The 25,572-nt window shown below is 69.3% G+C and carries 28 protein-coding genes; 12 read left to right on the forward strand and 16 right to left on the reverse strand.

Going from position 1 to position 25,572, the window contains the following annotated elements; translation table 11 throughout:
- Positions 1–30: 30 nt before the first annotated feature.
- The 12 genes from J2Y70_RS17310 to J2Y70_RS17365 form a co-directional block, all read right to left on the reverse strand.
- Positions 31–1,485 carry a wax ester/triacylglycerol synthase family O-acyltransferase gene (locus tag J2Y70_RS17310; protein ID WP_309920268.1) on the reverse strand — a complete coding sequence of 485 codons (1,455 nt, stop codon included), beginning with the start codon at positions 1,483–1,485 and terminating at the stop codon, positions 31–33.
- Positions 1,486–1,631: 146 nt separating this feature from the next.
- Positions 1,632–3,056, reverse strand: a complete 1,425-nt coding sequence (locus J2Y70_RS17315) for a deoxyribodipyrimidine photo-lyase (protein WP_309920270.1) — start codon at positions 3,054–3,056, stop codon at positions 1,632–1,634.
- 94 nt (positions 3,057–3,150) lie between these two features.
- Complete coding sequence (locus tag J2Y70_RS17320; RefSeq protein WP_309920273.1) at positions 3,151–4,308, reverse strand: HD domain-containing phosphohydrolase; 1,158 nt, start codon at positions 4,306–4,308, stop codon at positions 3,151–3,153.
- Positions 4,305–5,411 (reverse strand): HDOD domain-containing protein, encoded by a 1,107-nt coding sequence (locus J2Y70_RS17325; protein ID WP_309920276.1) that lies wholly within the window; start codon positions 5,409–5,411, stop codon positions 4,305–4,307. The genes J2Y70_RS17320 and J2Y70_RS17325 overlap by 4 nt, the downstream gene beginning before the upstream one ends.
- A 3-nt stretch (positions 5,412–5,414) precedes the next feature.
- Positions 5,415–6,548, reverse strand: coding sequence for an ATP-binding protein (locus J2Y70_RS17330; protein WP_309920278.1), 1,134 nt, complete (start codon positions 6,546–6,548; stop codon positions 5,415–5,417).
- Between the two features lie 2 nt (positions 6,549–6,550).
- On the reverse strand, positions 6,551–7,660 hold the full coding sequence (locus J2Y70_RS17335; RefSeq protein WP_309920281.1) for an FIST N-terminal domain-containing protein: 1,110 nt from the start codon (positions 7,658–7,660) through the stop codon (positions 6,551–6,553).
- Between the two features lie 174 nt (positions 7,661–7,834).
- The gene (locus tag J2Y70_RS17340; RefSeq protein WP_263394808.1) at positions 7,835–9,253 is read right to left on the reverse strand and encodes a replicative DNA helicase; all 1,419 of its coding nucleotides are present in this window, start codon (positions 9,251–9,253) and stop codon (positions 7,835–7,837) included.
- A 260-nt stretch (positions 9,254–9,513) separates the two neighbouring features.
- Positions 9,514–10,068, reverse strand: coding sequence for an NADPH-dependent FMN reductase (locus J2Y70_RS17345; RefSeq protein WP_263394809.1), 555 nt, complete (start codon positions 10,066–10,068; stop codon positions 9,514–9,516).
- A 69-nt stretch (positions 10,069–10,137) separates the two neighbouring features.
- Positions 10,138–10,800, reverse strand: coding sequence for a glutathione S-transferase family protein (locus tag J2Y70_RS17350; RefSeq protein ID WP_309920287.1), 663 nt, complete (start codon positions 10,798–10,800; stop codon positions 10,138–10,140).
- A 49-nt stretch (positions 10,801–10,849) separates the two neighbouring features.
- Positions 10,850–11,389, reverse strand: coding sequence for a GNAT family N-acetyltransferase (locus J2Y70_RS17355; protein WP_309920290.1), 540 nt, complete (start codon positions 11,387–11,389; stop codon positions 10,850–10,852).
- Between the two features lie 57 nt (positions 11,390–11,446).
- The gene (locus tag J2Y70_RS17360; RefSeq protein ID WP_309920293.1) at positions 11,447–12,610 is read right to left on the reverse strand and encodes an acyl-CoA dehydrogenase family protein; all 1,164 of its coding nucleotides are present in this window, start codon (positions 12,608–12,610) and stop codon (positions 11,447–11,449) included.
- A gap of 104 nt (positions 12,611–12,714) precedes the next feature.
- Positions 12,715–13,527, reverse strand: a complete 813-nt coding sequence (locus J2Y70_RS17365) for a glycine zipper 2TM domain-containing protein (RefSeq protein WP_309920296.1) — start codon at positions 13,525–13,527, stop codon at positions 12,715–12,717.
- Between the two features lie 176 nt (positions 13,528–13,703).
- Here J2Y70_RS17365 and J2Y70_RS17370 point away from each other — a divergent pair, with 176 nt between their 5' ends.
- From J2Y70_RS17370 to J2Y70_RS17390, 5 genes are all read left to right on the forward strand, one after another.
- Positions 13,704–13,937 carry a DUF6116 family protein gene (locus J2Y70_RS17370; protein WP_263394813.1) on the forward strand — a complete coding sequence of 78 codons (234 nt, stop codon included), beginning with the start codon at positions 13,704–13,706 and terminating at the stop codon, positions 13,935–13,937.
- A gap of 6 nt (positions 13,938–13,943) precedes the next feature.
- Entirely contained in the window at positions 13,944–14,726 is a 783-nt protein-coding gene (locus tag J2Y70_RS17375; protein ID WP_309920302.1) for a TatD family hydrolase, read from the forward strand.
- 48 nt (positions 14,727–14,774) lie between these two features.
- Positions 14,775–15,221 carry a hypothetical protein gene (locus J2Y70_RS17380; RefSeq protein ID WP_309920307.1) on the forward strand — a complete coding sequence of 149 codons (447 nt, stop codon included), beginning with the start codon at positions 14,775–14,777 and terminating at the stop codon, positions 15,219–15,221.
- 160 nt (positions 15,222–15,381) lie between these two features.
- Positions 15,382–15,816 (forward strand): hypothetical protein, encoded by a 435-nt coding sequence (locus tag J2Y70_RS17385; protein ID WP_309920310.1) that lies wholly within the window; start codon positions 15,382–15,384, stop codon positions 15,814–15,816.
- Positions 15,817–15,845: 29 nt separating this feature from the next.
- Positions 15,846–16,154, forward strand: coding sequence for a hypothetical protein (locus tag J2Y70_RS17390; RefSeq protein WP_309920314.1), 309 nt, complete (start codon positions 15,846–15,848; stop codon positions 16,152–16,154).
- Between the two features lie 36 nt (positions 16,155–16,190).
- Here J2Y70_RS17390 and J2Y70_RS17395 read toward each other — a convergent pair whose 3' ends face one another.
- Positions 16,191–17,030, reverse strand: a complete 840-nt coding sequence (locus J2Y70_RS17395) for a tRNA threonylcarbamoyladenosine dehydratase (RefSeq protein WP_309920317.1) — start codon at positions 17,028–17,030, stop codon at positions 16,191–16,193.
- Positions 17,031–17,128: 98 nt separating this feature from the next.
- Between J2Y70_RS17395 and J2Y70_RS17400 the strand changes: the two genes are divergently transcribed.
- Both J2Y70_RS17400 and J2Y70_RS17405 read left to right on the forward strand, forming a co-directional pair.
- Positions 17,129–17,554 carry a hypothetical protein gene (locus J2Y70_RS17400; RefSeq protein ID WP_309920322.1) on the forward strand — a complete coding sequence of 142 codons (426 nt, stop codon included), beginning with the start codon at positions 17,129–17,131 and terminating at the stop codon, positions 17,552–17,554.
- 147 nt (positions 17,555–17,701) lie between these two features.
- On the forward strand, positions 17,702–18,175 hold the full coding sequence (locus J2Y70_RS17405; RefSeq protein ID WP_309920325.1) for a glycine zipper 2TM domain-containing protein: 474 nt from the start codon (positions 17,702–17,704) through the stop codon (positions 18,173–18,175).
- A 106-nt stretch (positions 18,176–18,281) separates the two neighbouring features.
- Here J2Y70_RS17405 and J2Y70_RS17410 read toward each other — a convergent pair whose 3' ends face one another.
- Complete coding sequence (locus J2Y70_RS17410) at positions 18,282–18,497, reverse strand: cold-shock protein (protein WP_046979462.1); 216 nt, start codon at positions 18,495–18,497, stop codon at positions 18,282–18,284.
- Between the two features lie 235 nt (positions 18,498–18,732).
- Between J2Y70_RS17410 and J2Y70_RS17415 the strand changes: the two genes are divergently transcribed.
- A complete protein-coding gene (locus J2Y70_RS17415; protein ID WP_263394821.1) occupies positions 18,733–19,218 on the forward strand; it encodes a DUF456 domain-containing protein in 486 nt (161 codons plus the stop codon).
- A gap of 132 nt (positions 19,219–19,350) precedes the next feature.
- Complete coding sequence (locus tag J2Y70_RS17420; RefSeq protein ID WP_263394822.1) at positions 19,351–20,502, forward strand: phospholipase A; 1,152 nt, start codon at positions 19,351–19,353, stop codon at positions 20,500–20,502.
- 51 nt (positions 20,503–20,553) lie between these two features.
- Here the strand turns inward: J2Y70_RS17420 and J2Y70_RS17425 are convergent, their stop codons facing one another.
- Together J2Y70_RS17425 and J2Y70_RS17430 are read right to left on the reverse strand one after the other, a co-directional pair.
- On the reverse strand, positions 20,554–21,189 hold the full coding sequence (locus J2Y70_RS17425) for a glutathione S-transferase family protein (RefSeq protein WP_309920332.1): 636 nt from the start codon (positions 21,187–21,189) through the stop codon (positions 20,554–20,556).
- Between the two features lie 106 nt (positions 21,190–21,295).
- Complete coding sequence (locus J2Y70_RS17430; protein ID WP_263394824.1) at positions 21,296–22,819, reverse strand: fumarate hydratase; 1,524 nt, start codon at positions 22,817–22,819, stop codon at positions 21,296–21,298.
- Positions 22,820–22,921: 102 nt separating this feature from the next.
- Here J2Y70_RS17430 and J2Y70_RS17435 point away from each other — a divergent pair, with 102 nt between their 5' ends.
- The 3 genes from J2Y70_RS17435 to J2Y70_RS17445 all read left to right on the forward strand — a co-directional run bounded on the left by J2Y70_RS17435 (position 22,922) and on the right by J2Y70_RS17445 (position 25,476).
- Positions 22,922–23,788 (forward strand): RNA polymerase sigma-70 factor, encoded by an 867-nt coding sequence (locus J2Y70_RS17435; RefSeq protein WP_309920336.1) that lies wholly within the window; start codon positions 22,922–22,924, stop codon positions 23,786–23,788.
- 182 nt (positions 23,789–23,970) lie between these two features.
- Entirely contained in the window at positions 23,971–24,411 is a 441-nt protein-coding gene (locus J2Y70_RS17440; protein ID WP_309920338.1) for a carboxymuconolactone decarboxylase family protein, read from the forward strand.
- A 159-nt stretch (positions 24,412–24,570) separates the two neighbouring features.
- The gene (locus tag J2Y70_RS17445; protein WP_309920341.1) at positions 24,571–25,476 is read left to right on the forward strand and encodes an arginine deiminase-related protein; all 906 of its coding nucleotides are present in this window, start codon (positions 24,571–24,573) and stop codon (positions 25,474–25,476) included.
- Positions 25,477–25,572: the final 96 nt, after the last annotated feature.

The raw sequence follows: 25,572 nt of genomic DNA on the forward strand, positions 1-25,572 counted from the left end.
GGCCCGCGCAGCGCGCGGATGCGCCCCCGTTCAGGAAAGCGGCAGCAACGCGTCGGCGTCCGCCGCGCGCAGCGGATGTTCCCAGTCGCCCATCAGCGCCAGGTACAGCAGCTTCTCGAATTCGGCGCCGATGCGGCGCATCACCGCATCCGGATCCGGAATCAGCCGCGCATCGCCGATCAGACCGAAATGCACGCGGTGGTTGTAGCTCATGATCGACACGCCGACCCCGATCGAGCCGGTCTGCGGCACCCAGAACATCATCTCGCGCACGCCGCTGCCGGCCAGGTACAGCGGCTGCTGCGGCCCCGGCACGTTGGTGGCCACGGTGGTCGCCTTGCGGCTGAACAGGTCCAGCGCCAGCGACTGCAGCGCCGCCGGCGCCATGCCCACCGCGGCCAGCAGTCCGAACACCACCATCGCCTGGCGCGACTGCTTGAGCTGCTGCATCGATTCGGCGACGCGCTGCAGGCGCCGCACCGGATTGGCCTCGCCGACCGGCAGGTCCAGGAACACCAGCCCGAAATGGTTGCCGAGCTTGCGCGCATGCTCCAGCGGCCGCAGGTTGACCGGCACCGTGGCGCGCAGGGTCACCCCGTCCAGTTGTTCGCCGCGCTCGAGCATGTAGTCGCGCAGGGCGCCGGCCATCGTCGCCATCAGCACGTCGTTGACCGTGCAGTCGCAGGCGCGTCCGACCGCCTTCACTTCGTCCAGGTCCAGCGGCTCGGCCCAGGCCACCCGCTTGCTGACGCCCAGGCGCCCGCGCAGCAGCGTCGGCGGATCGTCGGACAGCAGCAGCGCATTGGCCAGTTCGCGACCGATCAGGCCGCCTTCCTTGGCCAGCATCTGCGCCAGGTTCGGGTCCTGGTACATCTCCCGGCCCTTGTCGAGCATGCGCCCGCCCAGTTTCAGGTAGCGGTCGATGGCGCCGACCCGGCGCACCACTTCCTTGCCGTCGTCCTTGAGCCAGGCGCGGCCCAGCTGCGCGGCCGGCTCCGGCACGCGCTGCGTATCGGTCAGCGACAGCAGCACCTGCACCAGCGCGATGCCGTCGGCATAGCTGTGGTGGATGCGCGCCACCAGCGCCGAGCCGCCTTCGTAGCGTTCGATCAGATGGAACTGCCACAGCGGCTTGGTCTTGTCCAAGGGCGTGGACGCCATCTGCCCGGCGAAGCGCTCCAGCGCCTTCTTGCCGCCGCGCCCCGGCAAGGCGGTCAGGCGCACGTGCCAGTCCAGGTCGAAGTCGTCGTCGTGCTGCCAGTAGGCGCCGGTCGCGGTGTCCACCGGCTTGTCCTGGAAGCGCGGGAACGACAGGAAACGCTTGCGCACCAGCTGCTTGAACTGCGGCAGCGACAGGGGCTCGTCGAGCATCAGCACGCCGGTGATCATCATCGGATTGGTCGGCCGCTCCATCCGCAACCAGGCGGTATCCACACGCGACATCGGTTCGCGCCGCGGCTTGCGGCGGGCTGTGCTGGTGGCCATGCATGCTCCCTGTGCGTGGCCGGAGTGAATCATGGCGCGGCGAAGGGCGTCAATCGCGGCGCCTGTGCCGCGCTGCCGCGGTTCACCCCGCGGCGCGGCGCCCGCCGAAGCGACGACGATGCGCGCGAGCCGCGCTCAGGCCCCGCTCAGGCCCCGCTGCCGGTCGCGCGATACGCGGCCAGCGCCGCGTCGCGCCCGGCGGCCAGGTCCACGATCGGCTGCCGCGGATAGCGCGGCGCGCTGGCGGCCAGGCGCTGCGGCGACAGCCACGGCGCGAAACGCTCGGCCGCCGGCAGCGCCGCCAGCTCCGGCACCCAGCGCGCGATGTAGCGGCCCTGCGGATCGAACTTCTGCGCCTGCGTCACCGGATTGAACACGCGGAAATACGGCGCGGCGTCGGCACCGGTCCCGGCCACCCACTGCCAGCCGAGCGTGTTGTTGGCCAGGTCGGCATCGACCAGCGTGTCCCAGAACCAGCGCGCGCCTTCGGACCAGTGCACGCGCAGGTGCTTGCACAGGTAGCTGGCGACGATCATCCGCACCCGGTTGTGCATCCAGCCGGTATGCCACAGCTCGCGCAGCCCGGCATCGACGATCGGCACGCCGGTACGGCCGCGCTGCCAGGCGTGCAGCTGCGCCGGATCCGGCGTGGCCCAGCGGAACCGGGCGAAACGCGGATTGAGGTTGTGCTCGGGCGTGGTCGGGAAATGGTGCAGCAGGTGATGGGCGAAGTCGCGCCAGCCGAGCTGGCGGATGTAACCGTCGATCGCCGCGCCGGTGGCGGCGCGGCGCTGCCGCTCCAGTTCGGCGACGATCCGCCACGGTGCGATCTCGCCGAAATGCAGGTGCGGCGATAGGCGCGAGGTGCCGACCTGGTCGGGACGGTCGCGGCCTTCGATGTAGCCGCGCAGGGCGCCGTCGAGGAACACCTCCAGGGCGTCGTGCGCGCCCGCTTCGCCCGGTTGCCACACGTCCCAGAAGCCGCGGTCCCAGTCGCGCGCCGGCGCCAGGCCGAGCCGCTGCAGCGGCTCGCTGCGCAGCGCCTGCGGCGGTGGCGGCAGGGTCGTCGGTGCGGGCAGCAGCGCCGGCAGCTGCCATTGGCGCAGGGCGCTGCGCCAGAACGGCGTGAACACCTTGTACGGCCCGCCCTGCTGGGTCGCCAGCTGCCACGGCTCGAACAGCAGCGCGCCATTGTGGCTGTGCACCTCCAGGCCCTGCTCGCGCAGCTCGCGCTTGAGCCGGGCGTCGCGCGGCTGCGTGGCCGGCTCGTAGCGGCGGTTCCAGTACACCGCGACCGCGCCGCATTCGGCGACCAGTTCGCGCAGCACGCGCTCGGCCGGGCCCTGGCGCAGTACCAGCCGCGATCCCAGCGCGCGCAGTTGCGCATCGAGCGCGGCCAGCGAGCGCTGCAGCCAGCTCAGCGAGGCCGCGCCGGCCGCCCAGGCGCCCTCGTCGCCGGGACTGTGCAGGTACACCGGCACGGGCGTGTGTCCGGCGGCCAGCGCCGCGTGCAGCGCGGGCTGGTCTTGCAGGCGCAGGTCGCGCCGGAACCAGACGATGGCGTAGCTCATGCGCAAGACAGGCCGGAAAAAGGACGCGCAAGGATACGCGGGGCCGCCGCGCAGCCGGCGTGAGCGCGCGGCGCGGCCAGAGCGTCCCCGCCGGCTAGGCGGCGACCGGTGCGCCGGTCTGTTCCGCGCTGCCGTAGCTGATCAGCAGCGGCTCGACGATGGCTCCGGCCGCCTGCAGGTTGCGCAAGGCCAGGATCGAGGTGAGGCTCAGTTCGGTGCCGTGCGCCAGCAGCATCATGCCGCGCTTGGACACCACGTCCTGTTCCAGACGCCAGCCCGGCACCAGATCGCAGACCTTGGCCTTGCGGATGCCGCTGCTGGTATTGAGCTGCAGGTCGGCGAACGCGTCGATCAATCCGCGCGGCAGCGGCGGCTCGGCCTTGCGCAGCTCCTGCACCGCGTGCGCCAGCGGCAGCTTGCGCGCCAGCCCGCGCACCAGCAGCAGCGAGGCGCGCAGCAGCTGCGCGCCGCGGACTACGTCCGGCGCGGCGTCGGCCGGCGGCGGCAGCGCCTGGTAGCGCACGATCTCGGCCACCGCCTGCATGCGCGGGATCGCCGTCAGCAAGCGGTGCGCGACCAGCGGGTGGCCGTCGATCAGCTTCTGTTCTTCCTCGGACAATGCGTCGCCGGCGATCTCGCGCTGCACGATGTCGCCGGGCACGCTGACGCAGCCGATGTGGCTCAGCGCCGCGGCCACTTCCACCATCCAGCGGTTCGGCCACGGCAGCTTGTCGGTGACGTGGCGCACGCAGGCCTGCAGCTGCGCCGAGCGCTGGAACGCCCAGGGCGCGACCATCGACAGCACCTCGGTGAGCATGCGCGTGGTGCCGGCCAGCGTGGTTTCCAGCAGTTCGCGCTCCAGCAGCGTGGCCCGGTGCAGCGCCACCGCCTGCTCCAGCGCGGCGACCAGTTCCTCGGTCGGGCACGGCTTGCACAGGAAACGGAAGATCGCCCCCTGGTTGATCGCGGCGATCGCCGAGGTCGCATCGGCCTGTCCGGTCAGCAGCAGGCGCACGCTGTCCGGCGCGCGGGCGCGCGCAGCGGCCAGGAACGCGGCGCCGTCCATGCCGGGCATGCGCATGTCCGACACGATCGCCGCAAATGGCGGACCTGCGGCGATCGCGGCCAGCCCGGCCTCGCCGCCGTCGGCGGTAACCACGTCGAACTGGCCGAACAGATTGCGCTCCAGCGCGGCCAGCAGGTTGGGTTCGTCGTCCACGCACAGGATGCGCGGCAGCTCCGATTCGCTCATGACACGCACTCCGCTTCGCGAATCTCCACGCACGCCGCCTGCCACTGCGGCAGCTGCGCGACCACGCCCATCGACCGCAGATATTCTGCGTCCGGCTCCGCGCCATGCGCCAGCGCCACCGCCACGTGCACCACGCCGACCGCGTCGAACTGGCGGTGCTCGACCCGGCCCGGCGTGCGGTGATGGGCGACCGCCTCGACGATCGCCCCGGGCAGCCCCCATACGCCGAGCAGGTAGGCGCCGATTTCCGCATGCGACGGGAAACCGCGACCCTGCGGATCGGCGTCGCGGCACAGCTGCGCGATGTCCGGCAGCAGCGCGCCGATGTTGGCCAGCAGCGCCGCGGTGGTCACCACGTCCGCGGCGGCATGGCCCTTGCCGACCACTGCCGCCAATCGCGAGGCGCGCACCGCATCGGCGCGCAGCGCGTCGGCCGAATCGCCGGCACCGCTGTGGAACACTTCGCTGGCCAACACCAGCGTGCGCAGCAGGCCGATGCCGATGCGGTTGACCGCGTCCTTGATCTCGGAGACCCGATGGCCGTTGCCGAAGAACGCGCAATTGGCCAGCTGCAGCACCTTGGCCGCCAGCGCCGGATCGCCTTCCACCACCGCCGCCACCTGCGCCACGCCGGCGGCGGGGTCGCCGAGCAGGCGGTTGAGCTGGGCGAACATGCGCGGCGCCGACGGCAGCCCGCCGATGCGCCCGGCCACCGCCTGCACCGCCGGATCGTCCAGCAGCAGCTGCAGCGCCACCGCGCGATCGATCGCCTCGATCAGCGCGTCGCCCTCGCACGGCTTGGCCAGGAACTGATGGGCCACGTCCAGCGAACGCAGCGCAGCTTCCTGCTCGGTATGCCCGGACAGGATGATGCGGATGGTGCGCGGGCAGCTGTCGCGCACCCGGCGCAGCAGTTCGGCACCGTCCATCATCGGCATGCGCATGTCCGAGACCACCACGTCGGCCGGTTGCGCCTGCAGCGTGACCAGCGCCTCGGCGCCGCTGCCGGCGAAGGCCACGTCCCAGTCGCGGTCGGCCATGAACATGGTGCGTTCCAGCCCGGCCAGGACCTGTTTCTCGTCGTCCACGAACAGCACGCGCATCGCTCAGCCCGCCACTGCGTTCAACGGCAGCCGCACCACGAACGTGGTGCCGCGCTGGTCCGCCGAGGGTTCGAAGAAGATCCGGCCCTGGTGCTTTTCCACCACCGTCGAATAGGCGATCGCCAGGCCCTGGCCGGTGCCCTTGCCGACCGGCTTGGTGGTGAAGAACGGATCGAACACCTTGGTACGGATCGCTTCGGGAATGCCTGGGCCGTCGTCGCCGACGCACAGATCCACGTGGCTGTCGCCGGCACGGCGCAGGACGATGCGGATCCGGCCCTGCTCGCGCTCGCCCGGCACCAGCGTGTCGCCGATCGCATGCGCCGCGTTGACCACCAGGTTCAACAGCACTTGGCCGATCTCATCGCGCAGGCACGGCACCAGCGGCACGTCGTCGGCGAAATCGGTCTCGATCTCGGCCACGTACTTCCATTCGTTGCGGGCGACGGTGATGGTGGTGGCGACCAGTTCGCGCAGGTCCACCGGTTCCTTCTCGCCGGCCGACGGATGCGAGAAGCGCTTCATCGCGCCGACGATCTTGGTGATGCGCTCCACCCCCTCCAGCGACTGCTGCAGCGCCTCGGGCGTCTGCTTGCGCAGGTACTGGAACTTGGACGATTTGACCTGCGCGTCGAGCGCGGCGACCAGCTCCGGCGCCACGCCCTGCGCACGCGCCGCATCGACGATGCCGAAGGTCATGTCGAACACATGGTCGAGAACCTGCTTGGCCTTGCACACGAACGCCAGGTTGTCGCTCACGTACTGCGCCGGCGTGTTGATCTCGTGGGCGATGCCGGCGGCGAGCTGGCCGATCGACTCCATCTTCTGCGCCTGCAGCAGCGCCACCTGCGCCTTGCCCAGGTCGGCCAGCGCCTGTTCCAGTTCCTGGCGCTCGCGGTTCAGTTCATGGGTCTTCAGCGCCACCACCTTGCCCAGCGCGATGTTCTGCTGCAGCGTCGCCAGCGGCGAGGCCACCGCATCGTCGCGCGCGGCGACGCGTTTCTTCAGCACCGCGATCACCTTGTCGCGCGCGGCCAGTTGCCGGCGCAGTTCGGCCACCAGCACCGCATCGCCGCTCTCGAAGCCGGTGGCCGAGGCGCCCACCGTGGCCGCCACCGTCGCTGCGTCTGCGCTCATGCTCATCTCCCGATCGCCACGCCGGTGAAGGTCTGGTTGACGTGCAGCCCGTTGAACTGTTCGCCGTAGGTGGAAAAACCGAACACGCGCTGCTGCGCCATGAACGCGCCGACCTGCGGCTGCATCTGCGACTGGCCGAATTCCAGGCGGCGCAGGATGCAGTCGCAGCCGATCACCAACGCCGGATCGGGCACCGCCTCGTGCACCTCGGCAAACGCCTGCTGCAGCGTCTCCATCACATCCACGGCCTTGCCGACCGCGACCACCATGCCCTCCTCCACCGCGCAGTAGCAGGTCAGCGACAGGTCCTCGTTGACGCGCAGGATCGAGCGCACGTAGGGCTCGCCGCTCAGCGTCAGCAGCAGCGGATAGGTGGAGAACACGTGCGGGTCCAGCGCCTCCAGCGGCACCCCGATCGCCTCGGCGTAGGCCAGCGCCGCCGGCTCGCCGTTGATCTCGCAGATCAGCCGCCGCTCCGGGTCGGCCTCGGTGACCACCAGCTCGATCTCGCTGGCGACGAAATGCTGCAGCTTGAACACCACGAACGGGTGCTTCGAGTGGAACAGGGTCAGCACAGCCGCATCGGTCAGGAAGCAGCCGTCGTAGTAGACCTGGGTGCGCTCGAAACGCAGGTTGTCGCCGGCCGAGCCGCCGAGCAGCGGCACGTTGCCGATCATCCGGTACAGCGCCGCGGCCAGGTATTCCTCGCAGGTGGACAGGCCATCGACCAGCAGCAGCGAGAAGCACTGCCCGGCCTTGTCCACGGTCGCCGCCTGCACCGTCTCGGCGACCACCGCCACCTGCGCCTGCAGGTCGCTCAGCGGCGCGATCAGCAACGGCTGCGCCTGCAGCACGCCGCCGCGCAGCCCGGCGACCAGGATGCCGTCGCTCTGGAAGCCGCGCGCGCCGACCTGGCCGGCGGCCGTGCACCCGATCACCGGGCAGTCGAAACCGGCCTTGATCGCCGGGCCCAGCGCCTCCAGGTCGTATTCGGCATCGCAGAACAGCAGCACGGCGTCCAGCGGCGCGGCGCCGAGCTGCGCGCGCAAGGACGCGACCGCGGCGACGGCGTCGCGTTCGGAGGTTTCCGCTTGGGTGACGACCAACGACATGGCGTGGGATCTCCGGATGGGTCCTTCCGGTATCGACCATCACGCATGGCTGTTGAGCGCGGTCGTGGCGCTCTGTGACAGAGGTATCGCTACGCTTGGATGAACACGTACATCGCCGCAGGATCTACCGCAATGCAGCAATCGCGACCGGCATGGCGGTGGCGCCGGTGGCGCTTATTCGAACGCGCCCACCGAGTCGTGCGCCAGATTGTCGAAGCGGGTGTATTCGCCGAAGAACTTGAGCTTGCACGACCCGGTGGGGCCGCCGCGGTGCTTGCCGATGATGATCTCGGCCAGGCCCTTGTCCGGCGAATTTTCCTTGTTGTAGTAGTCGTCGCGGTAGATGAACACGATCATGTCCGCGTCCTGCTCGATCGCGCCGGACTCGCGCAGGTCGGCCATCACCGGGCGCTTGTCGGTACGCGTTTCCAACGAGCGGTTGAGCTGCGACAGCGCGATCACCGGCACGCCCAGTTCCTTGGCCAGGCCCTTGAGCGAACGCGAGATCTCGGAGATCTCGGTGGCGCGGTTCTCGCTGTTGCCGGGCACCGACATCAGCTGCAGGTAGTCGATCACGATCAGCCCCAAATCGTGCTCGCGCTTGAGCCGCCGCGCCTTGGAGCGCAGCACCTCCGGCGACACGCCCGGCGTGTCGTCGATGAAGATCTTGGTCTCCTTCAGCATCTTGATCGCGCCGGTGACCCGCGCCCAGTCCTCGTCCTCGAGCTGGCCGGTGCGCAGGCGCTGCGCGTTGATGCGGCCGTTGGAGGAGATCAGGCGCATCGCCAGCTGCGAGGCCGACATTTCCATCGAGAACACCGCCACCGCCTTCTTCGACTTGATCGCCGCGTACTCGGCGATGTTCAGCGCCAGGGTGGTCTTGCCCATCGCCGGACGCGCGGCGAGGATGATCAGATCGGTCGGCTGCAGGCCGGCGGTCATCGCGTCGAAATCGGTGTAGCCGGTCGGCAGGCCGGTGATGTTGCCGCCGTTCTCGAAACGGCTGCGCAACTCCTCGAACGCGTCCTTCAACGCGCCGGGCATGGCCACGAAGTCGCTGCGCCCGCGCGCGCCGGCCTCGGCGATCTTGAACACCGCCTTCTCGGCGGTGGCCAGCAGTTCCGCGCTCTCGCGCCCTTCCGGCTGGAAGCCGTCGTTGACGATGTTGGTGCCGACCTCGATCAGCTGCCGCAGCACCGCCTTGTCGCGCACGATCTCGGCGTAGGCAGCGATGTTGGCCGCCGACGGCGTGGTGCTGGCCAGCTCGATCAGGTAGGCGCCGTCGCCGACCATCTCCAGCTTGCCCTGCGATTCGAACCATTCGCCCAGCGTCACCGCATCGAACGGGCGGCCCTTCTCGGCCAGCTCGCGGATCGCGCGGTAGATCAGCTGGTGGTCGCGCCGATAGAAATCGTTGTCGGTGAGCTGGTCGTTGACCCGGTCGTAGGCGTCGGGCGCCAGCATCAGGCCGCCGAGCACGGCCTGTTCGGCCTCGATCGAATGCGGCGGCACGCGCAACTGGTCGATGCGCGGTTCGCTGCGTTCGCCACGCTCGCTTTTGCGGTCGCCGCGGTAGCCGGGACGGGCGGACATGGGCTGGATATCTCTGTTGGGGGACGCGGTCGGCGGGCGGCACCGACGGCGCGACCCGGTCGGGCATCTTAGTCAGCGCGGCGCGGCGCGGCTAGGGACAAGTCTGTGGACAACCCGTTGAGAACTGCGCCCGAACCCCGCCGCGCAACGCTTCGCCGACTGCCGGGGCGACAGTGTCGCCGCGCCGCGTCGCGCCGGCTGCGACCGCCGCGGCAGCCAGCGCCTGCGCCCTCGCACGGCGCCAGCGCCTGAGCCGGCGATCAGGCCTGCAGTTCGTCGATCCAGGCGATGAACTTGTCGACGAAGCCCTGCAGGAACTTGCGCGTATCTTCGTTGCCGATGCTGCCGTCGGCCTCGATCAGCCCCTCCTGGAACTGCACGAACACCTCCGGCTGGCCCAGCACCGGCATGTCCAGGTAGGCCAGCACGTTGCGCAGGTGCTGCTGCGCCAGCGCGGTGCCGAGCGTGCCGGGCGACACCCCGCACACCGCCGCCGGCTTGCCGGAGAAGGCGTTTTCGCCGTAGGGCCGCGAGCCCAGGTCGATCGCGTTCTTGAGCACGCCGGGGATCGAGCGGTTGTACTCGGGAGTGACGAACAGCACCGCGTCGGCATCGTTGACCTGGGTCTTGAGCCGCTTGCCCTGCTCCGGGTAGTCGTGGTCCTGGTCCTGGTCGTACAGCGGCAGGTTGCCGATCTCCACGTACTCGAAGCGCGCCCGGTCGCCGGCGAGTTTCTCCAGCGCCAGGGCCAGGCGCCGGTTGAACGACTCCTTGCGCAGGCTGCCGACGAAGACGGCGATACGGTACTGGCTCATGGCGTGCTCCTGACGATTCCGGGCTTGCAGCCTAGCCGCCCGCGCGGCGCGGCCAGGTGAACGCGGCCCTCACGCGTCGCGGTGCGCCAGCCGAGCCAGCACCTCGGCCGGCAGCGGCGGCAAGGCGACGAAGCCTGGCGTGTCGCGCACCCGCTGCAGCCAGTCGCACAGGCGCGGATAGGCGTCCAGCGCGATGCCGCCGTCCTCGGCGCAATGGGTATAGGCGAACAGCGCGATATCGGCGACGCCGTAGTCGGGGCCGGTGAACCAGGCCTGCGCCTGCAGGTGCCGCTCCATCACCGCCAGCGCCTGCGCCGCGGCCGCATGCAGCCGCGGCAGCTCGGCGCGGCGCGGCGAATCCGCGGCAGTCCAGCCGCGCACGAAGCGCGCCACCGCCACATACGGCTCGTGGCTGTATTGCTCGAAGAACAGCCAGCTCAGCGCCTGCGCGCGCTGCCAGGCATCGCGCGGCAGGTAGGCCGTGCCTTCGGCGAGCCAGCACAGGATCGCGTTGGACTCGGCCAGCACGCGCCCGTCCTCGCGCTCGAGCAGCGGCACCTTGCCGTTGGGATTCTTGGCCAGGTACTGCGGCGTGCGGGTTTCGCCATTGGCGCTGTCGACCTCGACCCAGCGATAGCCGCAGCCGAGCTGGTCCAGCAACAACCGCACCTTGTAGCAGTTGCCGGACAGCGCCATGCCGTACACGGTCAGCGGAAAACGTTCGAAGGCCATCATCGGTTCCTGCTGCCGGTCGCAATGTCCAGAACGCCGCGCATGCCGCTCAGCGCCGCGCCTGCCAGTCCGCGCGCGACTGTCCCCAGACCTCCACCTCGTGCGCCTGCAACGGCTCGGGCAGGCGATCCTGGCGCAGGTAGCGCGAGCCGAGCTTGGCCGCCACCGCCTTGGAATTGGCGTTGTCGGCGGCGATGGTGTGGATCACCTCGGTCCAGCCCAACTGCGCGAACGCCCAGTCGATCGCCGCGCGCGCCGCCTCCGGCGCATAGCCATGGCCCCAATGCGAACGCGCGATCGACCAGCCCACCTCCGTGCCCGGCCAGCCATGCGGCTGCCACGGCCCGACCCGGCCGATCCACTGCCCACTGCGCTTCTCGATCACCGAGAACATCGAGAACCCCTGCAGCTGCCAGCTGCCGACCAGGGCCGCCAGGCTGCGCCAGGCCACCGGCGGCGATTGCACGCCGCCCAGATGCTGCATCGCCTCGGCATCGGCGGTGAAACGCGCGAAGTCCTCGAAATCCGCCGCGCTCGGCGGGCGCAGCAACAAGCGCTCGGTTTCCACTCGCAGATCGAAAATGCTCATGCCCTCGCCTCCTCTCGCTTGGTCGCTGCGGCCGCGCCACGGCGCCGGCGCGGCCGCTCAGAACGCATTGATGCCGGTCAGCTCGCGGCCGACCACCAGTTGGTGCACGGTCTCGGTGCCTTCGTAGGTGATCACCGATTCCAGATTCAAGGCATGGCGGATGGCGCCGTACTCGGTGGTGATGCCGGCGGCGCCGAGCAGGTCGCGGCATTCGCGGGCGATGTCCAGCGCCATGCGCACGTTGTTCCACTTGGCCAGCGACACCTGCGCCGGCTGCAGCGCGCCGGCATCCTTGAGCCGGCCCAGCTGCAGCGCCAGCAATTGCGCGGCGGCGATGCGCCGGGCCATGTCGGCCAGCTTGATCTGCGCGCTCTGCGTGGCCGCCAGCGGCCGCCCGAACAGGACGCGCTCGCCGGCATAGGCCAGCGCCTCGCGCAGGCAGGCGATGGCCGCGCCGATCGCGCCCCAGCTGATGCCGTAGCGGGCCTGGGTCAGGCAGCCCAGCGGCCCCTTCAACCCGCGCGCGCACGGCAGCCGCTGCGCATCGGACAGGCGCACGTCGTCCAGGAACAGCGCCGAGGTCACCGAGGCGCGCAGGCTCATCTTGTGCGCGATGTCCTGCACGCCGAAGCCGGGGGTGCCGGCCTCGACCAGGAAACCCTGCACGCCGTCCTCGGTCTGCGCCCACACGACAGCCACGTCGGCCAGGCTGCCGTTGGTGATCCACATCTTGCTGCCGCTCAGGCGCCAACCGTCGCCATCGCGCACCGCGCGGGTCTGCATCGCCGCCGGATCGGAACCGCCCTGCGCCTCGGTCAGGCCGAAGCAGCCGATCGCGGTGCCGGCGGCCATCGCCGGCAGCCAGCGTTGCCGCTGCGCCTGGCTGCCGTAGGCGTGGATCGGATACATGCACAGCGAGGACTGCACGCTGACGAAGCTGCGCAGGCCGCTGTCGCCGCGTTCCAGTTCCTGGCATATCAGGCCATAGCAGACCGCATTGAGTCCGGCGCCGCCGTCGGCCGGCGGCAGCGTGGCGCCGAGCAGGCCCAGCTGCGCCAGTTCCGGCACCAGCTCGGTCGGAAACCGCGCCTGGTCGAACGCCGCGCCGATGATCGGCAGCACCCTGGCGTCGACGAAGCGTGCCACCGCCTGCTGGATCGCGCGCTCCTCTTCGCTGAGCAGCGAAGCCACGTTGAACAGATCGTCGCAAGGCAACGGCATGGCGGGACTCGGGCGGGTAGAAGCCGCATTGTATCGGCGTCCACGCCGCCCGGAAAAAGCGAAGGCCGGCACAGGGCCGGCCTTCGCTCGTTGTCGCGTGGCGCTCAGCGCTGGCTGATCACGTCGCTGGCCGACGCGGTCTGCGTGACCAGGCGCCCGTCGAGCACCGGCAGGCGGTCGCTGCTGGGCTTGTCGTCCATGCGCACGGTCTTTTCCTGGCCGTCGTAGCGATAGGTGACTTCGTAGCCCTTGACCACGTCATCCTTGCCCATGGCGATGCGGCTGCCCGGCTTGCTGTCCATGCGCATGGTGCCGGTGGTGCCGTCGTCGTTGCGGTAGGTCACGTTGTAGCCGGTGATCCGCGACGACTGGGCGGTGCTGTTCTCGGTGTGGCACTGGCGCTCGGTGCGATCGACCACGCGGCCGCCGACATGGTTGCGGTCGACCCGGTTGCCGATGAAGCCGCCGGCCACCGCGCCGGCCGCGGTGGCGGCCTTGCGCCCGTTGCCGCCGCCGACCTGGTTGCCGAGCAGGCCGCCGACCACCGCACCGACCACGGTGCCGCCGACGTTGCCGTCGCGCTCGGGCAGGCGCTCCTGCACCACCACGTCGTTGCAGACCTCGCGCGGCGTGGTGGTGGTGGAGGTCTCGCGCAGCGGCTCGGTGCCGACCACCTCGGCGTAGCGCTGCTCCTTCTGCGTGATCGGATCGACCCGGACCACGTCCGCATATTCCAGCTTGCCGCCGACGCCGTTGCCGGCGACCGCGTCACCGGCGGTGCTGTCCGCCGCCGGACGCACGTCGCCGCTGCCGGCGAATTCCTGCTTGTCGCGGTTGTTCATGAACGCCGCGGTGGCCACGCCGCCGGCCAGCAATGCACCCGCCGCGACCAGAATGGTTGTCGTATTGCTCTTCATCGTTGCTCTCCTGCGGTTCTGGGCCGCGTTGTCTACGCTGCTGTGATTACCATGCCGAAGCTGAACCGATCCGTTCCCTATTCAGCAAAAATCCGCGGCACGATCTGGTGCGGCGCCCGGGAAGGCGCCATATCAAGGCGTGTTAGCGTTTTCACCCACCGGCCGGAGAAGTGTCCATGCCCAACCCGATCATGCTGCCGTTGCTGCGCTGGGCCGGCAAACTGCGCTACCCGACGTTGTTCAAGGTGACCGCCGGCCTGTTCGCGGTGAGCCTCCTGCTGCCGGACCCGATTCCGTTCCTCGACGAGATCGTGTTCGGCCTGGGCGCCTTGCTGCTGGCCAACTGGAAGACCCGCACGCCCGCCGAGCCGGCGCCGATCGCGTCCAGCGCGCGGCGCATGCGGCGCTGACCGCCGATGCGTCTGATCGACAGCCACTGCCATCTCGACGCGGACGAATTCGATGGCGACCGCGCCGAAGTGATCGCCCGCGCGCAGGCCGCGGGCGTCGCCGTGCAGATCGTGCCCGCGGTGACCGCGGCAGCCTGGCCGAAACTGCGCGATGTCTGCGCGGCGGCCGCAGGCCTGTATCCGGCCTATGGCCTGCATCCGCTGTTCCTGGACCAGCACCGGCCCGAGCACCTGCCATTGCTCAGCGAATGGATCGCGCGCGAGCGCCCATGCGCGATCGGCGAATGCGGCCTGGACTTCTTCGTCGAGGGGCTGGACGAAGCCGAGCAGCAGCGCTATTTCGTCGGCCAGCTGCAACTGGCGCGCGAATTCGACCTGCCGGTGATCGTGCACGCGCGGCGCGCGGTGGACGCGGTGATCCTGGCGATCCGCAAGGTCGGGCGCCTGCGCGGTGTGGTGCACAGCTTCGCCGGCAGCCCGGAACAGGCGCGGCAACTGCAGTCGCTGGATTTCCTGATCGGCCTCGGCGGCCCGGTGACCTACGACCGCGCGCAGCGCCTGCGCCGGTTGGCGGCCGGGATGCCGTTGCAGCAGTTGCTGCTGGAAACCGATGCACCGGATCAGCCCGATGCCTCCATCCGCGGCGAGCGCAACGAGCCGGCGCGGCTGCGTACGGTCCTGGACACGATCGCCGCGCTGCGTGGCCAGCCCGCCGCCGAGATCGCCGAACAGACCACGCGCAATGCGCAGCAGCTGTTCGGGCTGGATGCGAGTGCCGTGCCGGCGTGACGGCTCGGAAGTGGGCGGCGTGCGACAGGCGCCTGCAGGGAAACAGATATGAAATCCACAGCGAAAGCGCAGTGCCAACTGTGCAAGGCGCACTTCGACCTAGACGCGCAGCAGCATGCTTTCGTCCTGCCGTTGCTGGCGAGAGGCCAGGCCTTCATCATGATCGAGTGTCCGCGCTGCGGCGCTTCCACGCAGTACGTCATGGCGGCCGAAGGCATCAAACCGCATGAGCACGAGGCGAGCTATCGCTGCCCGCTTCCCCGATGCACAGGATGGGTCGACTGGATCGAGACCGAGTCGCCGCCGTTCTGGGGCTGCGGCAAATGTGGCAGCACCTGGCAGGAGGAGCGCGATTTGCAGAAGGAAATTTCCGCAATCGTCGCGCGCCACCCGCACAGGGCACGCAGCTACAACAGAAGCAATGGCAAGTGGCTGCCCGCCGCACTCGATGCAGAACCCGCGGACTACGAAGAGCGTGTCGACAGGGAACCGTAGTGAGCACGACACAGGCAGGGATCGCATCCCTTGCCATTCGCGTCATGCGTTCTGCGATCAAATATCAGACCTGCACACGCGCGTCACCAGCCAAGGCCATGGACATCTACAGTCCATATACTGACGCCTCAACCTCGACGGCTCGATACACGGGTAATGCATGAAAGACCTGGCAGACGGCAACCCCGAGCTGGCAAAAGACATAATGGGCATCATGGAGTCCGGCAACGCGCTGGACGAGCGCGGCGACACGGACGCCGCCCGATCCGCTTACCAGCAGGCCTGGGACCTGCTGCCTGAGCCGAAGCTGGAATGGGCGCCGTTGTCGGCGTGGATCACCGGCTCCTTCTGCAACCTGCATTTCGACAGCGCCGACTTCGCTGCCGCCAAGCAGTGGGCGCAGAAGTCGCTGCATGCCCGCGAATCGGAAATTGACACCGGCCCATTGATCGCCATGGGAATGGCGCACTTCGAGCTGGAAGAATATGCGCAAGCACGCGCGTACTTCGACGAAGCCTACCGATATGGCAAGGCAAGAGCCTTCCAGGAAAGGCCTAGGAAGTACCTCGCGTTCTACTTGGAAAAGCAAGCCTGAAAAGCGGCCACTCCATGTCATCAGAGTTCATGCTGCTTTTCAAAGACGACAACTGGCGCGCCGCCAACCTGGACGCGCTACGGCAGCGGATCGCCGGCCTGGAGACGTTTTGCGAGTGCCGCGACGACATCCAGTTTCTATTGCTGGGCACGGAACCCAGAGATCCGGGAAGCTGGAACCACGACGTGCGCCTGTTCCTTGAAAAGGAGCACATCTTCCTGGAAATCACCGCCCATCCGCCCAGCATCGAAGCCGATCTGTCCGCCCTCTTCGCCTGGATCAGGGCGCGCACCGACATCTCCATCGTCGACGACGACGGCCTCCCGTCAGGCTGGTAACGGCGAACCGGTCGCCAGGCCCATGGGCCAAGCACCTCAATCCGAGCGCTGCTCTGTTTCCAGCGCCGTCGCCAGCGCCGGCTGCTCGCGCTTGGGCTTCAGCAGCATTTCCAGCGCCTTGCCGGCCGCGGCGAAGGCGAACGTTCCGGTGATGTGGGTGGCCGCGCCCAGCCCGGCGCCGCAGTCCAGGTTCAACGCCGCGTCCGGCCCCAGCTGCGGCCGCAGCCCGCAGACGCTGCCGTCGGCCTGCGGGTAGCGCACGTTCTCCAGCGAGTACACCGCCGGCACACCGAAGTAGCGCTGCGGGTTCTTGGGGAAGTTGAACTCGCTGCGCAGCTTCTTGCGGATCAGCGCCAGCATCGCGTCATGCTCGGTGCGCGACACGTCGCGGATGCGCACCAGGGTCGGGTCGGTGCGCCCGCCGGCCGAGCCCACGGTCAGCAGCGGCAGCTTGCGCCGGCGGCACCAGGCGATGGTCTCGACCTTGACCCGGAAGCTGTCGCAGGCGTCGATGACCAGGTCGAAGCCGCTGCCGAGCAGTTCGGCGATGTTGAACGGGGTCAGGAACGCCTCGACGGCGGTCGCCTCGATCGCCGGATTGATCGCCACGCAGCGCTCGGCCATGGCCCGCGCCTTGTTGCGCCCGTACTGCCCTTCCAGCGCCGGCAGCTGGCGGTTGGTGTTGGAGACGCAGATGTCGTCGGCGTCGATCAGGGTCAGATGCCCGACCGCCGAGCGCGCCAGGGCCTCCACCACCCACGAGCCGACCCCGCCCATGCCCACCACCGCCACCCGGCACTGCGCAAGGCGCTCGATGGTCCCGCGCCCGTACAGCCGGTCGATGCCGGCGAAGCGCTCACGCAATTGTTCGTTCATCCGCGCAGTTTATTTCATCGGCGGCGACACGGCGGCGGCGACACGCGGTGGCGGCGCGCGCGGCGTACTATCGCGCTTTCGCCTCGCACGCCCGCCGCATGGCCAGCCCGCCCGCCTCCACCGCCTCCCGTTACCTGTTCGTGCTGATCGCCGGCGTGCTGATCGGCCTGGTCGCCACGGTGATGGCGATGCGCGCCGTGCAGGCGCGACAGGATCCATTCCCGCGCGCGCTGATGCAGGTGATGGACAGGCAGCTGGCGCTGCTGCAGCGCAGCCATGCGCAGCACCGCTGCAGTGCCGCCGAGCTGCAGGCGCGCGTGCATACGCTGCGCCTGCTCGGCGACGACCTGGGCACCGCATTTCCCGCCCTCGCCGACGACAGCCGCTTCCAGGAGCACGCCAGCGCGCTGCGGGCCACCCTGGACGCGGCGCAGGCCGCGATGCCCGACAACTGCGCCGCGCTCGACCGGCTCAGCCAGCGCCTCGACGACGGCTGCGACGCCTGCCATCGCGATTTCCGCTGACCCGCCATCGGGCTTCTCGATGAATTCCCCCTGACCCCACACTTGCGCGACAGGGCGCGTACGGCCTCGATTGGCGTTGCATTCACACGGTGGCGGACAGGATGCGTAACGAACGCGGCCCTGCCGCCCATTCACCGGAGAGCACCCATGAAGATCCATCTGTTGGCCACCGGCGCCGTCGCCGTCCTGGCATTGGCCGGTTGCGCCACGTCCCCCGGCTATGGCGGTGGCGGCGGCTACAGCCAGCCGTCGCGCGGCTATTCGGACAACCGCTGCGCCGACTGCGGCATCGTCACCCGCATCGACACGGTCGCCTCCGGCCGCACCGCGCCCACCGCCACCGGTGCCATCCTCGGCGGCATCGTCGGCGCCGTTGCCGGCCATGAGATTTCCGACCATACCGGCGGCAGCAAGGGCAACCAGAACGTGTCGGCCGTCGCCGGCGCCGCGGCCGGCGCCCTGGCCGGCAACCAGATCCAGAAGAACGTCACCAGCGACACCTACGATGTGCACGTGAAGATGGACGACGGCCGGGTGATCGTGGTCAATCAGCGCGACCTCGCCGGGGTGCGCGAGAACACCTACGTACGGGTGGTCAACGGCCGCGTGGTGCCGCGCTAAGCGCCGCGCTGTCGCGCTGCGCCACAATGCAAAAAGGCCCGCAGTGCGGGCCTTTTTGCTGGGCGCGGCAACGGCGCCTGGATCGCGCCGGAGCGCCGCGCCTGATTCAGACCGGCTGCACCGCGTCGGCCTGCAGGCCCTTCTGGCCCTGCACCACGGTGAAGCTGACCTTCTGCCCTTCCTTCAGGCTCTTGAAGCCTTGGGTCTGGATGGCGCGGAAGTGCACGAACACGTCCTCGCCGTTCTCGCGGCTGATGAAACCGAAGCCCTTGGCATCGTTGAACCACTTCACGGTGCCGTTTTCGCGATTGCCGTCAGTCATGGACTTACTCCTTGGAACACGTCTCAGGGGTGGGTACGCCGGGGGTTGGCGGCTGGTTGCAAGGAGGAAGCGAGGTATAACGCTGTAGCGGATCGTTGGATCTACCGCATCGGGCCACGATTCACGGTGACCTTTGCAAACGCAGCGGCTGAAAACTTACCCCGGCCAAAATGAAAATGCAATCAGCAAAAACGACCCGCCTGTCAACCCCCAAATTACCCCCGGAGTGAGCCGCGTGGATCCTACGTTCATCTACTACATGATCGCCGGGCTGCTGGTGTTCCTGGGGCTGGCGGGGGTGGTGCTGCCGGCCCTGCCGGGGATGCCGCTGCTGTTCGCCGGATTGCTGCTGGCGGCCTGGGCCGACGGCTTCCAGCGCGTGGGCTGGCTGATGCTGACGGTGCTCGGAGTGCTGACCCTGCTGTCGTTCCTGGTCGATTTCCTGGCCACCGTGTTCGGCGCCAAGCGCGTCGGCGCCAGCCGCAAGGCGCTGTGGGGCTCGGTGCTGGGCAGCGTGGCGGGGCTGTTCTTCATGCCGATCGGCCTGTTCGTCGGTCCCTTCGTCGGCGCGCTGGCCGGCGAGTATTGGCACGGCCGCCAGCTGCAGCAGGCGACCAAGGTCGGTCTGGGCACCTGGCTGGGGATCGTCCTGGGTACTGCCGCCAAGCTCGCCCTGGCGCTGGCGATGGTCGGCCTGTTCGCCGCGGCCTGGCTGTTCTGACGCCGTGCCGTTCGCGGCGCGCGATGAACGTGTGACGACGCCGTTGCGGCGGCTTCCTGTATTTTCGCACCCGGCCATTCCCATCGGCAGCGCACCATCCGCCCGCGCCGCCCGTTTCCGAGAGAACCCTGCATGTCCCATCGCCCGGCCCGTCCCCTGTTGCTGCTGTCCCTGGCGGCCATGCCGCTGGCCCACGCCCAGGAAGTGATGCCCACTCCCGCCTCGCCGGAAGCGTGCGTGGCCATTTCCAGCGACGCCGCGCGCCTGTCCTGCTACGACCAGGCGCTGTCGCGCCGGGTCGCCGATCCGCAGGCCGCCGACGCGGCGGCGAAGATGGCCAGCGAAACCCAGAAGCAGCAGCTGGATGCGTCGATCCCGCAGGACGCCGGCCTGGCCGAGCGCACCCGCCAGCGCACTGCCTCGCTGTTCAAGGACGACCGCTACGACGCCACCATCGCCAACGCCGGCAAGGGTTCGCTGCTGGACAGCCGCTGGGAGCTGGCCAAGGATTCCAAGCTCGGCAACTTCCAGCTGCGCGCCTACAAGCCGGTGTACCTGCTGCCGGCGTTCTGGACCAGCAAGAAGAACGAGATGCCGTCCTCGCCGAACCCGAACAACACGGTGACGACCGCCGAGCCGCTGGACAGCCTCGAGGCCAAGTTCCAGCTCAGCTTCAAGACCAAGATCGTGGAGAACATCTTCGGCGACAACGGCGACCTGTGGGGCGCCTATACCCAGAGTTCGCGCTGGCAGGTCTACAACAGCGAGCAGTCGCGGCCGTTCCGCGAGACCAACTACGAGCCGGAGCTGGCGCTGGTGTTCCGCAACAACTACAGCCTGTTCGGCTGGAAGGGACGGATGACCGGGATCCAGCTCAACCACCAGTCCAACGGCCGCAGCGATCCGTTCTCGCGCAGCTGGAACCGGGCGATCCTCAACGTCGGCCTGGACCGCGAGAACTGGGCGCTGGTGCTGCGCCCGTGGTACCGGCTCCCGGAAAGCGACCGCCAGGACAACAACCCGGACATCGAGGACTACATGGGCCGCGGCGACGCGACCCTGACCTACAACCGCGGCGGCCACGAAATCTCGCTGATGGCGCGGCATTCGTTGCGCGGCGGCGATCGCTCGCACGGCGCGGTGCAGCTGGACTGGGGCTTCCCGATCAGCAACCTGCTGCGCGGCCATGTGCAGGTGTTCGACGGCTACGGCGAGAGCATGATCGACTACAACCATCGCGCCACCTACGTGGGCCTGGGCGTGTCGCTGCTGGAGTGGTACTGAGCCGTTGACAGCGCGGCGGCGCTCGGCCGCCGCGCGCGACTGCCGCCGCGCTCAGGTCCAGTCGGTCAGGCCTTCGCGGCGGTAGGTTTCCTGGAACGCGGGGCGCGCCTTCATCCGCTGCGCATGCGCCTGCAGCGCCGGCCAGGTATCGCTGGGCCGCGGCATGTTGCGCGACCAGCGCATCAGCATGGTCAGCACAAAATCGGCGGCGCTGCAGTGTTCGCCCAGCAGGTACGGCCCGTGTTGCTGCAGATGTGCCGCGACCTCGTCCCACGCGTGTTCCAGGGACGCACGGGCGCTGACGCGCACGCGTTCGGCATTGTCGGCACCGGCCGGTTCGTCGGGATAGAACCAGTCGCGATAGGCCGGCATCAGGGTGTAGGCGCAGAACAGCATCCAGCGGTAGTACGACGCGCGCTCTGGGGTCCCCGTCGGCGGCACCAGACCGGCGTGCGGATACAGGTCGGCCAGGTGCATGGCGATGGCGACCGATTCGGTCAGCACCTGCCCATCCAGCACCAATGTCGGCACCCGCCCCTGCGGGTTGAGCGCCAGATACTCGGGGCTTTTCTGTTCCCGGCGGTCGAAATCGAGCATGCGCAGCTCGAAATCGACCTGCAGCTCGATCAGCAACCAGTGGACGACGAAGGAGGCGGTGCTCGGCGAGCCGTACAGGACGATGGACACGGCGCTTTCCCCAAGAATGCGAAGCCAGCGCCGATTATCGACGCGCCGCCGGCGCAAGGCCAGCGCGCGGACGCCGGCGTTGCGCCGACGTCCATCTGGCGCCGGCTCAGGCCGGTTCGACCACCACCGGAATCTTGCCGATGCGCGACTGCCATTCGCGCGGGCCGGTCTTGTGCACCGACTCGCCGCTGGAATCCACCGCCACCGTCACCGGCATGTCCTTGACCTCGAACTCGTAGATCGCCTCCATGCCCAGGTCCTCGAACGCCAGCACGCGCGAGGCCTTGATCGCCTTGGACACCAGGTAGGCCGAGCCGCCGACCGCCATCAGGTAAACGGCCTTGTTGTCGCGAATCGCGTCGATCGCCGCATCGCCGCGCTCGGACTTGCCGACCATGCCCAGCAGGCCGGTCTGCTCCAGCATCTGCCGGGTGAACTTGTCCATGCGCGTGGCGGTGGTCGGGCCGGCCGGGCCCACCACTTCGTCGCGCACCGGGTCGACCGGGCCGACGTAATAGATGAAGCGGTTGGTGAAATCGACCGGGAGTTTCTCGCCGCGGTTGAGCATGTCGATCATGCGCTTGTGCGCGGCATCGCGGCCGGTCAGCAGCTTGCCGTTGAGCAGGACCACCTCGCCCGGCTTGAAGCTGGCGACTTCTTCGCGGGTGATGGTGTCCAGGTTGACCCGGCGCGCGTTGCTCGGGTTGTAGGTGAGCTTGGGCCAGTCTTCCAGCGACGGCGGCTCCAGCATCACCGGGCCGCTGCCGTCCAGGGTGAAGTGGGCGTGGCGGGTGGCGGCGCAATTGGGGATCAGCGCCACCGGCAGGTTGGCGGCGTGGGTCGGGTAGTCCTTGACCTTGATGTCCAGCACCGTGGTCAGGCCACCCAGGCCCTGCGCGCCGATGCCCAGCGCGTTGACCTTCTCGTACAGCTCCAGGCGCAGTTCCTCGGCGCGATTGGACGCGCCGCGCGCCTGCAGGTCGACGATGTCGATCGGCTCCATCAGCGCTTCCTTGGCCAGCAGCATCGCCTTCTCGGCGGTGCCGCCGATGCCGATGCCGAGCATGCCCGGCGGGCACCAGCCGGCGCCCATGGTCGGCACGGTCTTGAGCACCCAGTCGACGATGGAATCGGACGGATTGAGCATGGCGAACTTGCTCTTGGCCTCCGAACCGCCGCCCTTGGCCGCGACGATCACCTCGAGATGGTCGCCCGGCACGATCTTGGTGTTGACCACCGCCGGGGTGTTGTCCTTGGTGTTGGCGCGCTTGCCGGCCGGATCGGCCAGCACGCTGGCGCGCAGCTTGTTGTCCGGATGGTTGTAGGCGCGGCGCACGCCCTCGTTGACCATGTCCTCCACGCCCATCGTGGCGTCGTCCCAGCGCACGTTCATGCCGATCTCGAGGAACACGGTGACGATGCCGGTGTCCTGGCAGATCGGGCGGTGACCTTCGGCGCACATGCGCGAGTTGATCAGGATCTGCGCGATCGCGTCCTTGGCCGCGGGCGACTGCTCGCGCTCGTAGGCGGCGGCCAGGTTCTTGATGTAGTCGACCGGGTGGTAGTAGCTGATGTACTGCAGCGCGTCGGCGACGGACTGGATGAGGTCTTCCTGCTTGATCGAGGTCACGGCTGGCTCTACGGCTGGCGAGGGGGAAACCGGTCCATTTTAGGGCAAAGTGGCCGCCTCGCCCGCTGTCACGCCGGCACGCCCTGTTCCGTCCTGGTCGCCATGAGCCCCGATCCGACCTTCGAATCCCAGCGTCCCAGGCTGTTCGGCCTGGCCTATCGCCTGCTCGGCAGCCGCCAGGACGCCGAGGACGTGCTGCAGGACGCCTGGCTGCGCTGGCAGTCCAGCGACCGTGCCGCGATCCGCGATCCCGAGGCCTGGCTGGTGACCGCCACCACCCGGCTCGGGCTGGACCGGCTGCGCGCCGCGCGCAGCGCGCGCGTCCACTACACCGGCCCGTGGCTGCCCGAGCCGCTGGAGATCGCCGAGGGCACCGATCCGGCCGAGCGCCATGCGCGCGCCGAGCAGGTATCGGTGGCGTTCCTGGCGCTGCTGGAACGGCTGGGCCCGGACGAGCGCGCCGCGTATCTGCTGAAGGAGGCGTTCGACTACGACTACGCGCAGATCGGGCAACTGCTCGGGCATGCCGAAGCCAACTGCCGGCAGCTGGTGCACCGCGCACGCGAACGGCTCGCCGCCGGCCGACCGCGCTTCGCGGTGGCGCCGGAACGCCACCGGCAGCTGCTGGAGCGCTTCATGCACGCCTCGCAGCAGGGCGACCGCGGCGCGATCGTGGCCCTGCTCGACGCCAACGCGCGGATGCTGTCCGACGGCGGCGGCAAGGTCACCGCCACGCTGCGGCCGCTGCTCGGCGCCGAACGCATCGCGCGGCTGTACTGGGCGGTGTCGCGGCGCGGCCTGGACCTGCAGGCGCGGATCGGCACGGTCAACGGCGAGCCGGCGATCCTGCGCTTCAGCGGCACGCGACTGCATTCGGCGGTGCTGGTGGTGATCGAAGGCGAGCGCATCGTTGAGGTGCTGACGCTGATGAATCCGGACAAGCTGCCGGCACTGGCCGCGCGCGACTAAACCGGCCGCGCAGCCGGGCGAGTGGCGGGGCGGTGTCGGCAGGCATGCGGTCGTCAGGGCACGTGGGCTGGCGGCCGCGCCAACACGGACTCGCAGCCCGCACCGGCGCGGTGTCACGACAGCGCACCGCGGCGCGTCCTTGTTGCGAAGGCGGCCATTGCGGCCGTCATGGAGCAACGCACGTGCACTTCCATCGCATCGACTACACCCGCCACGAACCCGTCGCCTTCCGCGCCCTGCTGAGCGCCAGCCAGCAGGTGCACGAGGGCGTGCTCAGCCCCGACCTGGCCGAACTGGTATTCCTGCGCGTCTCCCAGCTCAACGGCTGCAGCTACTGCATCGACATGCACGCCACCGCCTTGCGCAAGGCCGGCGTGGAGCCGCGCAAGCTCGACACCCTGGCCGGCTGGCGCGAGAGCCGCTTCTTCGACGCCCGCGAACGCGCCGCGCTGGCCTGGGCCGAAGCGCTGACCACCCTGCCCAGCGGCGCGCCGGCGGACGCGTGCTACGACGCGCTGGCGGCGCATTTCGATGCGCAGGGCATCAGCGCGCTGACCATGGCGATCGCGCTGATCAATGCCTGGAACCGGCTCGGCGTCGGCCTGCAACCGGCCATGCCGTAAGCGCAACGGCGTACCGGTTCCCGCCGGTACGCCCCGCCGCATCACAGCTGCAGCGCCCCTCCAATCCCGAATCCCGAATTCCCGATCTCGGCCCCAGACATGTCTCCGCAACACGCCATCGCTAGCGTCTGCGCATCACCAGCGCACAGCGAGGCGGGCATGACCGAGAAATTCATGGCGGGGACGGCAGTCGAGGACGAGGCGGACCTGGCCCTGGCCGAACCGGCGCCACAGGCCCCGGCCACCGCCCGCGACGGCCACCGCCTGCTGATGTGCGCGCCGCAGCACTTCGCGGTGGACTACGTGATCAACCCATGGATGGAAGGCAACGTGCACGCGGCCAGCCGCGAACGCGCGCAGGCGCAATGGGACGCGCTGGTCGCCGCGGCCGAAGCGGCCGGTGCCCGGGTCGAGCGCATCGCTCCGGCCGCCGGCCTGCCCGACATGGTGTTCAGCGCCAACGCCGGCCTGGTCCTCGGCGACAGCTTCGTGCCCAGCCGTTTCCGCCATGCCGAGCGCCGCGGCGAGGAGGCGCTGTTCGCCGACTGGTGCCGCCGCGCCGGCTTGCGCATCCGCACGCTGCCCGCGCACCTGCGCTTCGAAGGCGCCGGCGATGCGCTGCTGGACCGGGGCGCACGCCGCTTGTGGATGGGCCACGGCCATCGCAGCGACCTGGCCGCCGCGCACGCACTGGCCGAGCTGCTGGACATCGAGGTGATCCCGCTGCGCCTGGTCGATCCTCGCTTCTATCACCTGGACACCTGCTTCTGCCCGCTGCGCGACGGCTACCTGCTGTACTACCCGGCCGCGTTCGACAACTACGCCCAGGAAGCCATCGCCCGCCGCGTCCCGCCGGCACGGCGCATCGCAGTGAGCGAGGCCGATGCCCTCGCCTTCGCCTGCAACGCGGTGGACCTGGACCAGCGCCTGCTGCTCAACCACGCCTCGCCCGCACTGTGCGCGGCCCTGGCCCGGATCGGCTACCGCGTGGTGCAGACCCCGCTGGACGAATTCCTCAAGGCCGGCGGCGCGGCCAAGTGCCTGACCCTGCGGCTGGACGAGTGAGGCTGGATCGGCGCTTTTTCCGATGAGGGCGGTGCGGGTTGGCCCAGGGCGATCGGTTGCGACTTGGACACGGTTGGCAAGGCCCGTCGCGACTGA

Origin of the sequence: Xanthomonas sp. 1678 (assembly GCF_031455575.1) — a bacterium.
Classification (GTDB): domain Bacteria; phylum Pseudomonadota; class Gammaproteobacteria; order Xanthomonadales; family Xanthomonadaceae; genus Xanthomonas_A.

Excerpts from the sequence above, each read along its gene's own strand:
- J2Y70_RS17385 (WP_309920310.1), top strand. The coding sequence starts at position 15,382 with ATGAAAGACCTGGCAGACGGCAACCCCGAGCTGGCAAAAGACATAATG.
- J2Y70_RS17375 (WP_309920302.1), top strand. The coding sequence starts at position 13,944 with ATGCGTCTGATCGACAGCCACTGCCATCTCGACGCGGACGAATTCGAT.
- J2Y70_RS17330 (WP_309920278.1), bottom strand. The coding sequence starts at position 6,548 with ATGAGCGCAGACGCAGCGACGGTGGCGGCCACGGTGGGCGCCTCGGCC.
- J2Y70_RS17315 (WP_309920270.1), bottom strand. The coding sequence starts at position 3,056 with ATGAGCTACGCCATCGTCTGGTTCCGGCGCGACCTGCGCCTGCAAGAC.
- J2Y70_RS17355 (WP_309920290.1), bottom strand. The coding sequence starts at position 11,389 with ATGAGCATTTTCGATCTGCGAGTGGAAACCGAGCGCTTGTTGCTGCGC.
- J2Y70_RS17320 (WP_309920273.1), bottom strand. The coding sequence starts at position 4,308 with ATGAGCGAATCGGAGCTGCCGCGCATCCTGTGCGTGGACGACGAACCC.
- J2Y70_RS17335 (WP_309920281.1), bottom strand. The coding sequence starts at position 7,660 with ATGTCGTTGGTCGTCACCCAAGCGGAAACCTCCGAACGCGACGCCGTC.
- J2Y70_RS17310 (WP_309920268.1), bottom strand. The coding sequence starts at position 1,485 with ATGGCCACCAGCACAGCCCGCCGCAAGCCGCGGCGCGAACCGATGTCG.
- J2Y70_RS17325 (WP_309920276.1), bottom strand. The coding sequence starts at position 5,411 with ATGCGCGTGCTGTTCGTGGACGACGAGAAACAGGTCCTGGCCGGGCTG.
- J2Y70_RS17380 (WP_309920307.1), top strand. The coding sequence starts at position 14,775 with ATGAAATCCACAGCGAAAGCGCAGTGCCAACTGTGCAAGGCGCACTTC.
- J2Y70_RS17365 (WP_309920296.1), bottom strand. The coding sequence starts at position 13,527 with ATGAAGAGCAATACGACAACCATTCTGGTCGCGGCGGGTGCATTGCTG.
- J2Y70_RS17350 (WP_309920287.1), bottom strand. The coding sequence starts at position 10,800 with ATGGCCTTCGAACGTTTTCCGCTGACCGTGTACGGCATGGCGCTGTCC.
- J2Y70_RS17390 (WP_309920314.1), top strand. The coding sequence starts at position 15,846 with ATGCTGCTTTTCAAAGACGACAACTGGCGCGCCGCCAACCTGGACGCG.
- J2Y70_RS17395 (WP_309920317.1), bottom strand. The coding sequence starts at position 17,030 with ATGAACGAACAATTGCGTGAGCGCTTCGCCGGCATCGACCGGCTGTAC.
- J2Y70_RS17445 (WP_309920341.1), top strand. The coding sequence starts at position 24,571 with ATGACCGAGAAATTCATGGCGGGGACGGCAGTCGAGGACGAGGCGGAC.
- J2Y70_RS17345 (WP_263394809.1), bottom strand. The coding sequence starts at position 10,068 with ATGAGCCAGTACCGTATCGCCGTCTTCGTCGGCAGCCTGCGCAAGGAG.
- J2Y70_RS17360 (WP_309920293.1), bottom strand. The coding sequence starts at position 12,610 with ATGCCGTTGCCTTGCGACGATCTGTTCAACGTGGCTTCGCTGCTCAGC.
- J2Y70_RS17405 (WP_309920325.1), top strand. The coding sequence starts at position 17,702 with ATGAAGATCCATCTGTTGGCCACCGGCGCCGTCGCCGTCCTGGCATTG.
- J2Y70_RS17370 (WP_263394813.1), top strand. The coding sequence starts at position 13,704 with ATGCCCAACCCGATCATGCTGCCGTTGCTGCGCTGGGCCGGCAAACTG.
- J2Y70_RS17435 (WP_309920336.1), top strand. The coding sequence starts at position 22,922 with ATGAGCCCCGATCCGACCTTCGAATCCCAGCGTCCCAGGCTGTTCGGC.
- J2Y70_RS17420 (WP_263394822.1), top strand. The coding sequence starts at position 19,351 with ATGTCCCATCGCCCGGCCCGTCCCCTGTTGCTGCTGTCCCTGGCGGCC.
- J2Y70_RS17400 (WP_309920322.1), top strand. The coding sequence starts at position 17,129 with ATGGCCAGCCCGCCCGCCTCCACCGCCTCCCGTTACCTGTTCGTGCTG.
- J2Y70_RS17340 (WP_263394808.1), bottom strand. The coding sequence starts at position 9,253 with ATGTCCGCCCGTCCCGGCTACCGCGGCGACCGCAAAAGCGAGCGTGGC.
- J2Y70_RS17410 (WP_046979462.1), bottom strand. The coding sequence starts at position 18,497 with ATGACTGACGGCAATCGCGAAAACGGCACCGTGAAGTGGTTCAACGAT.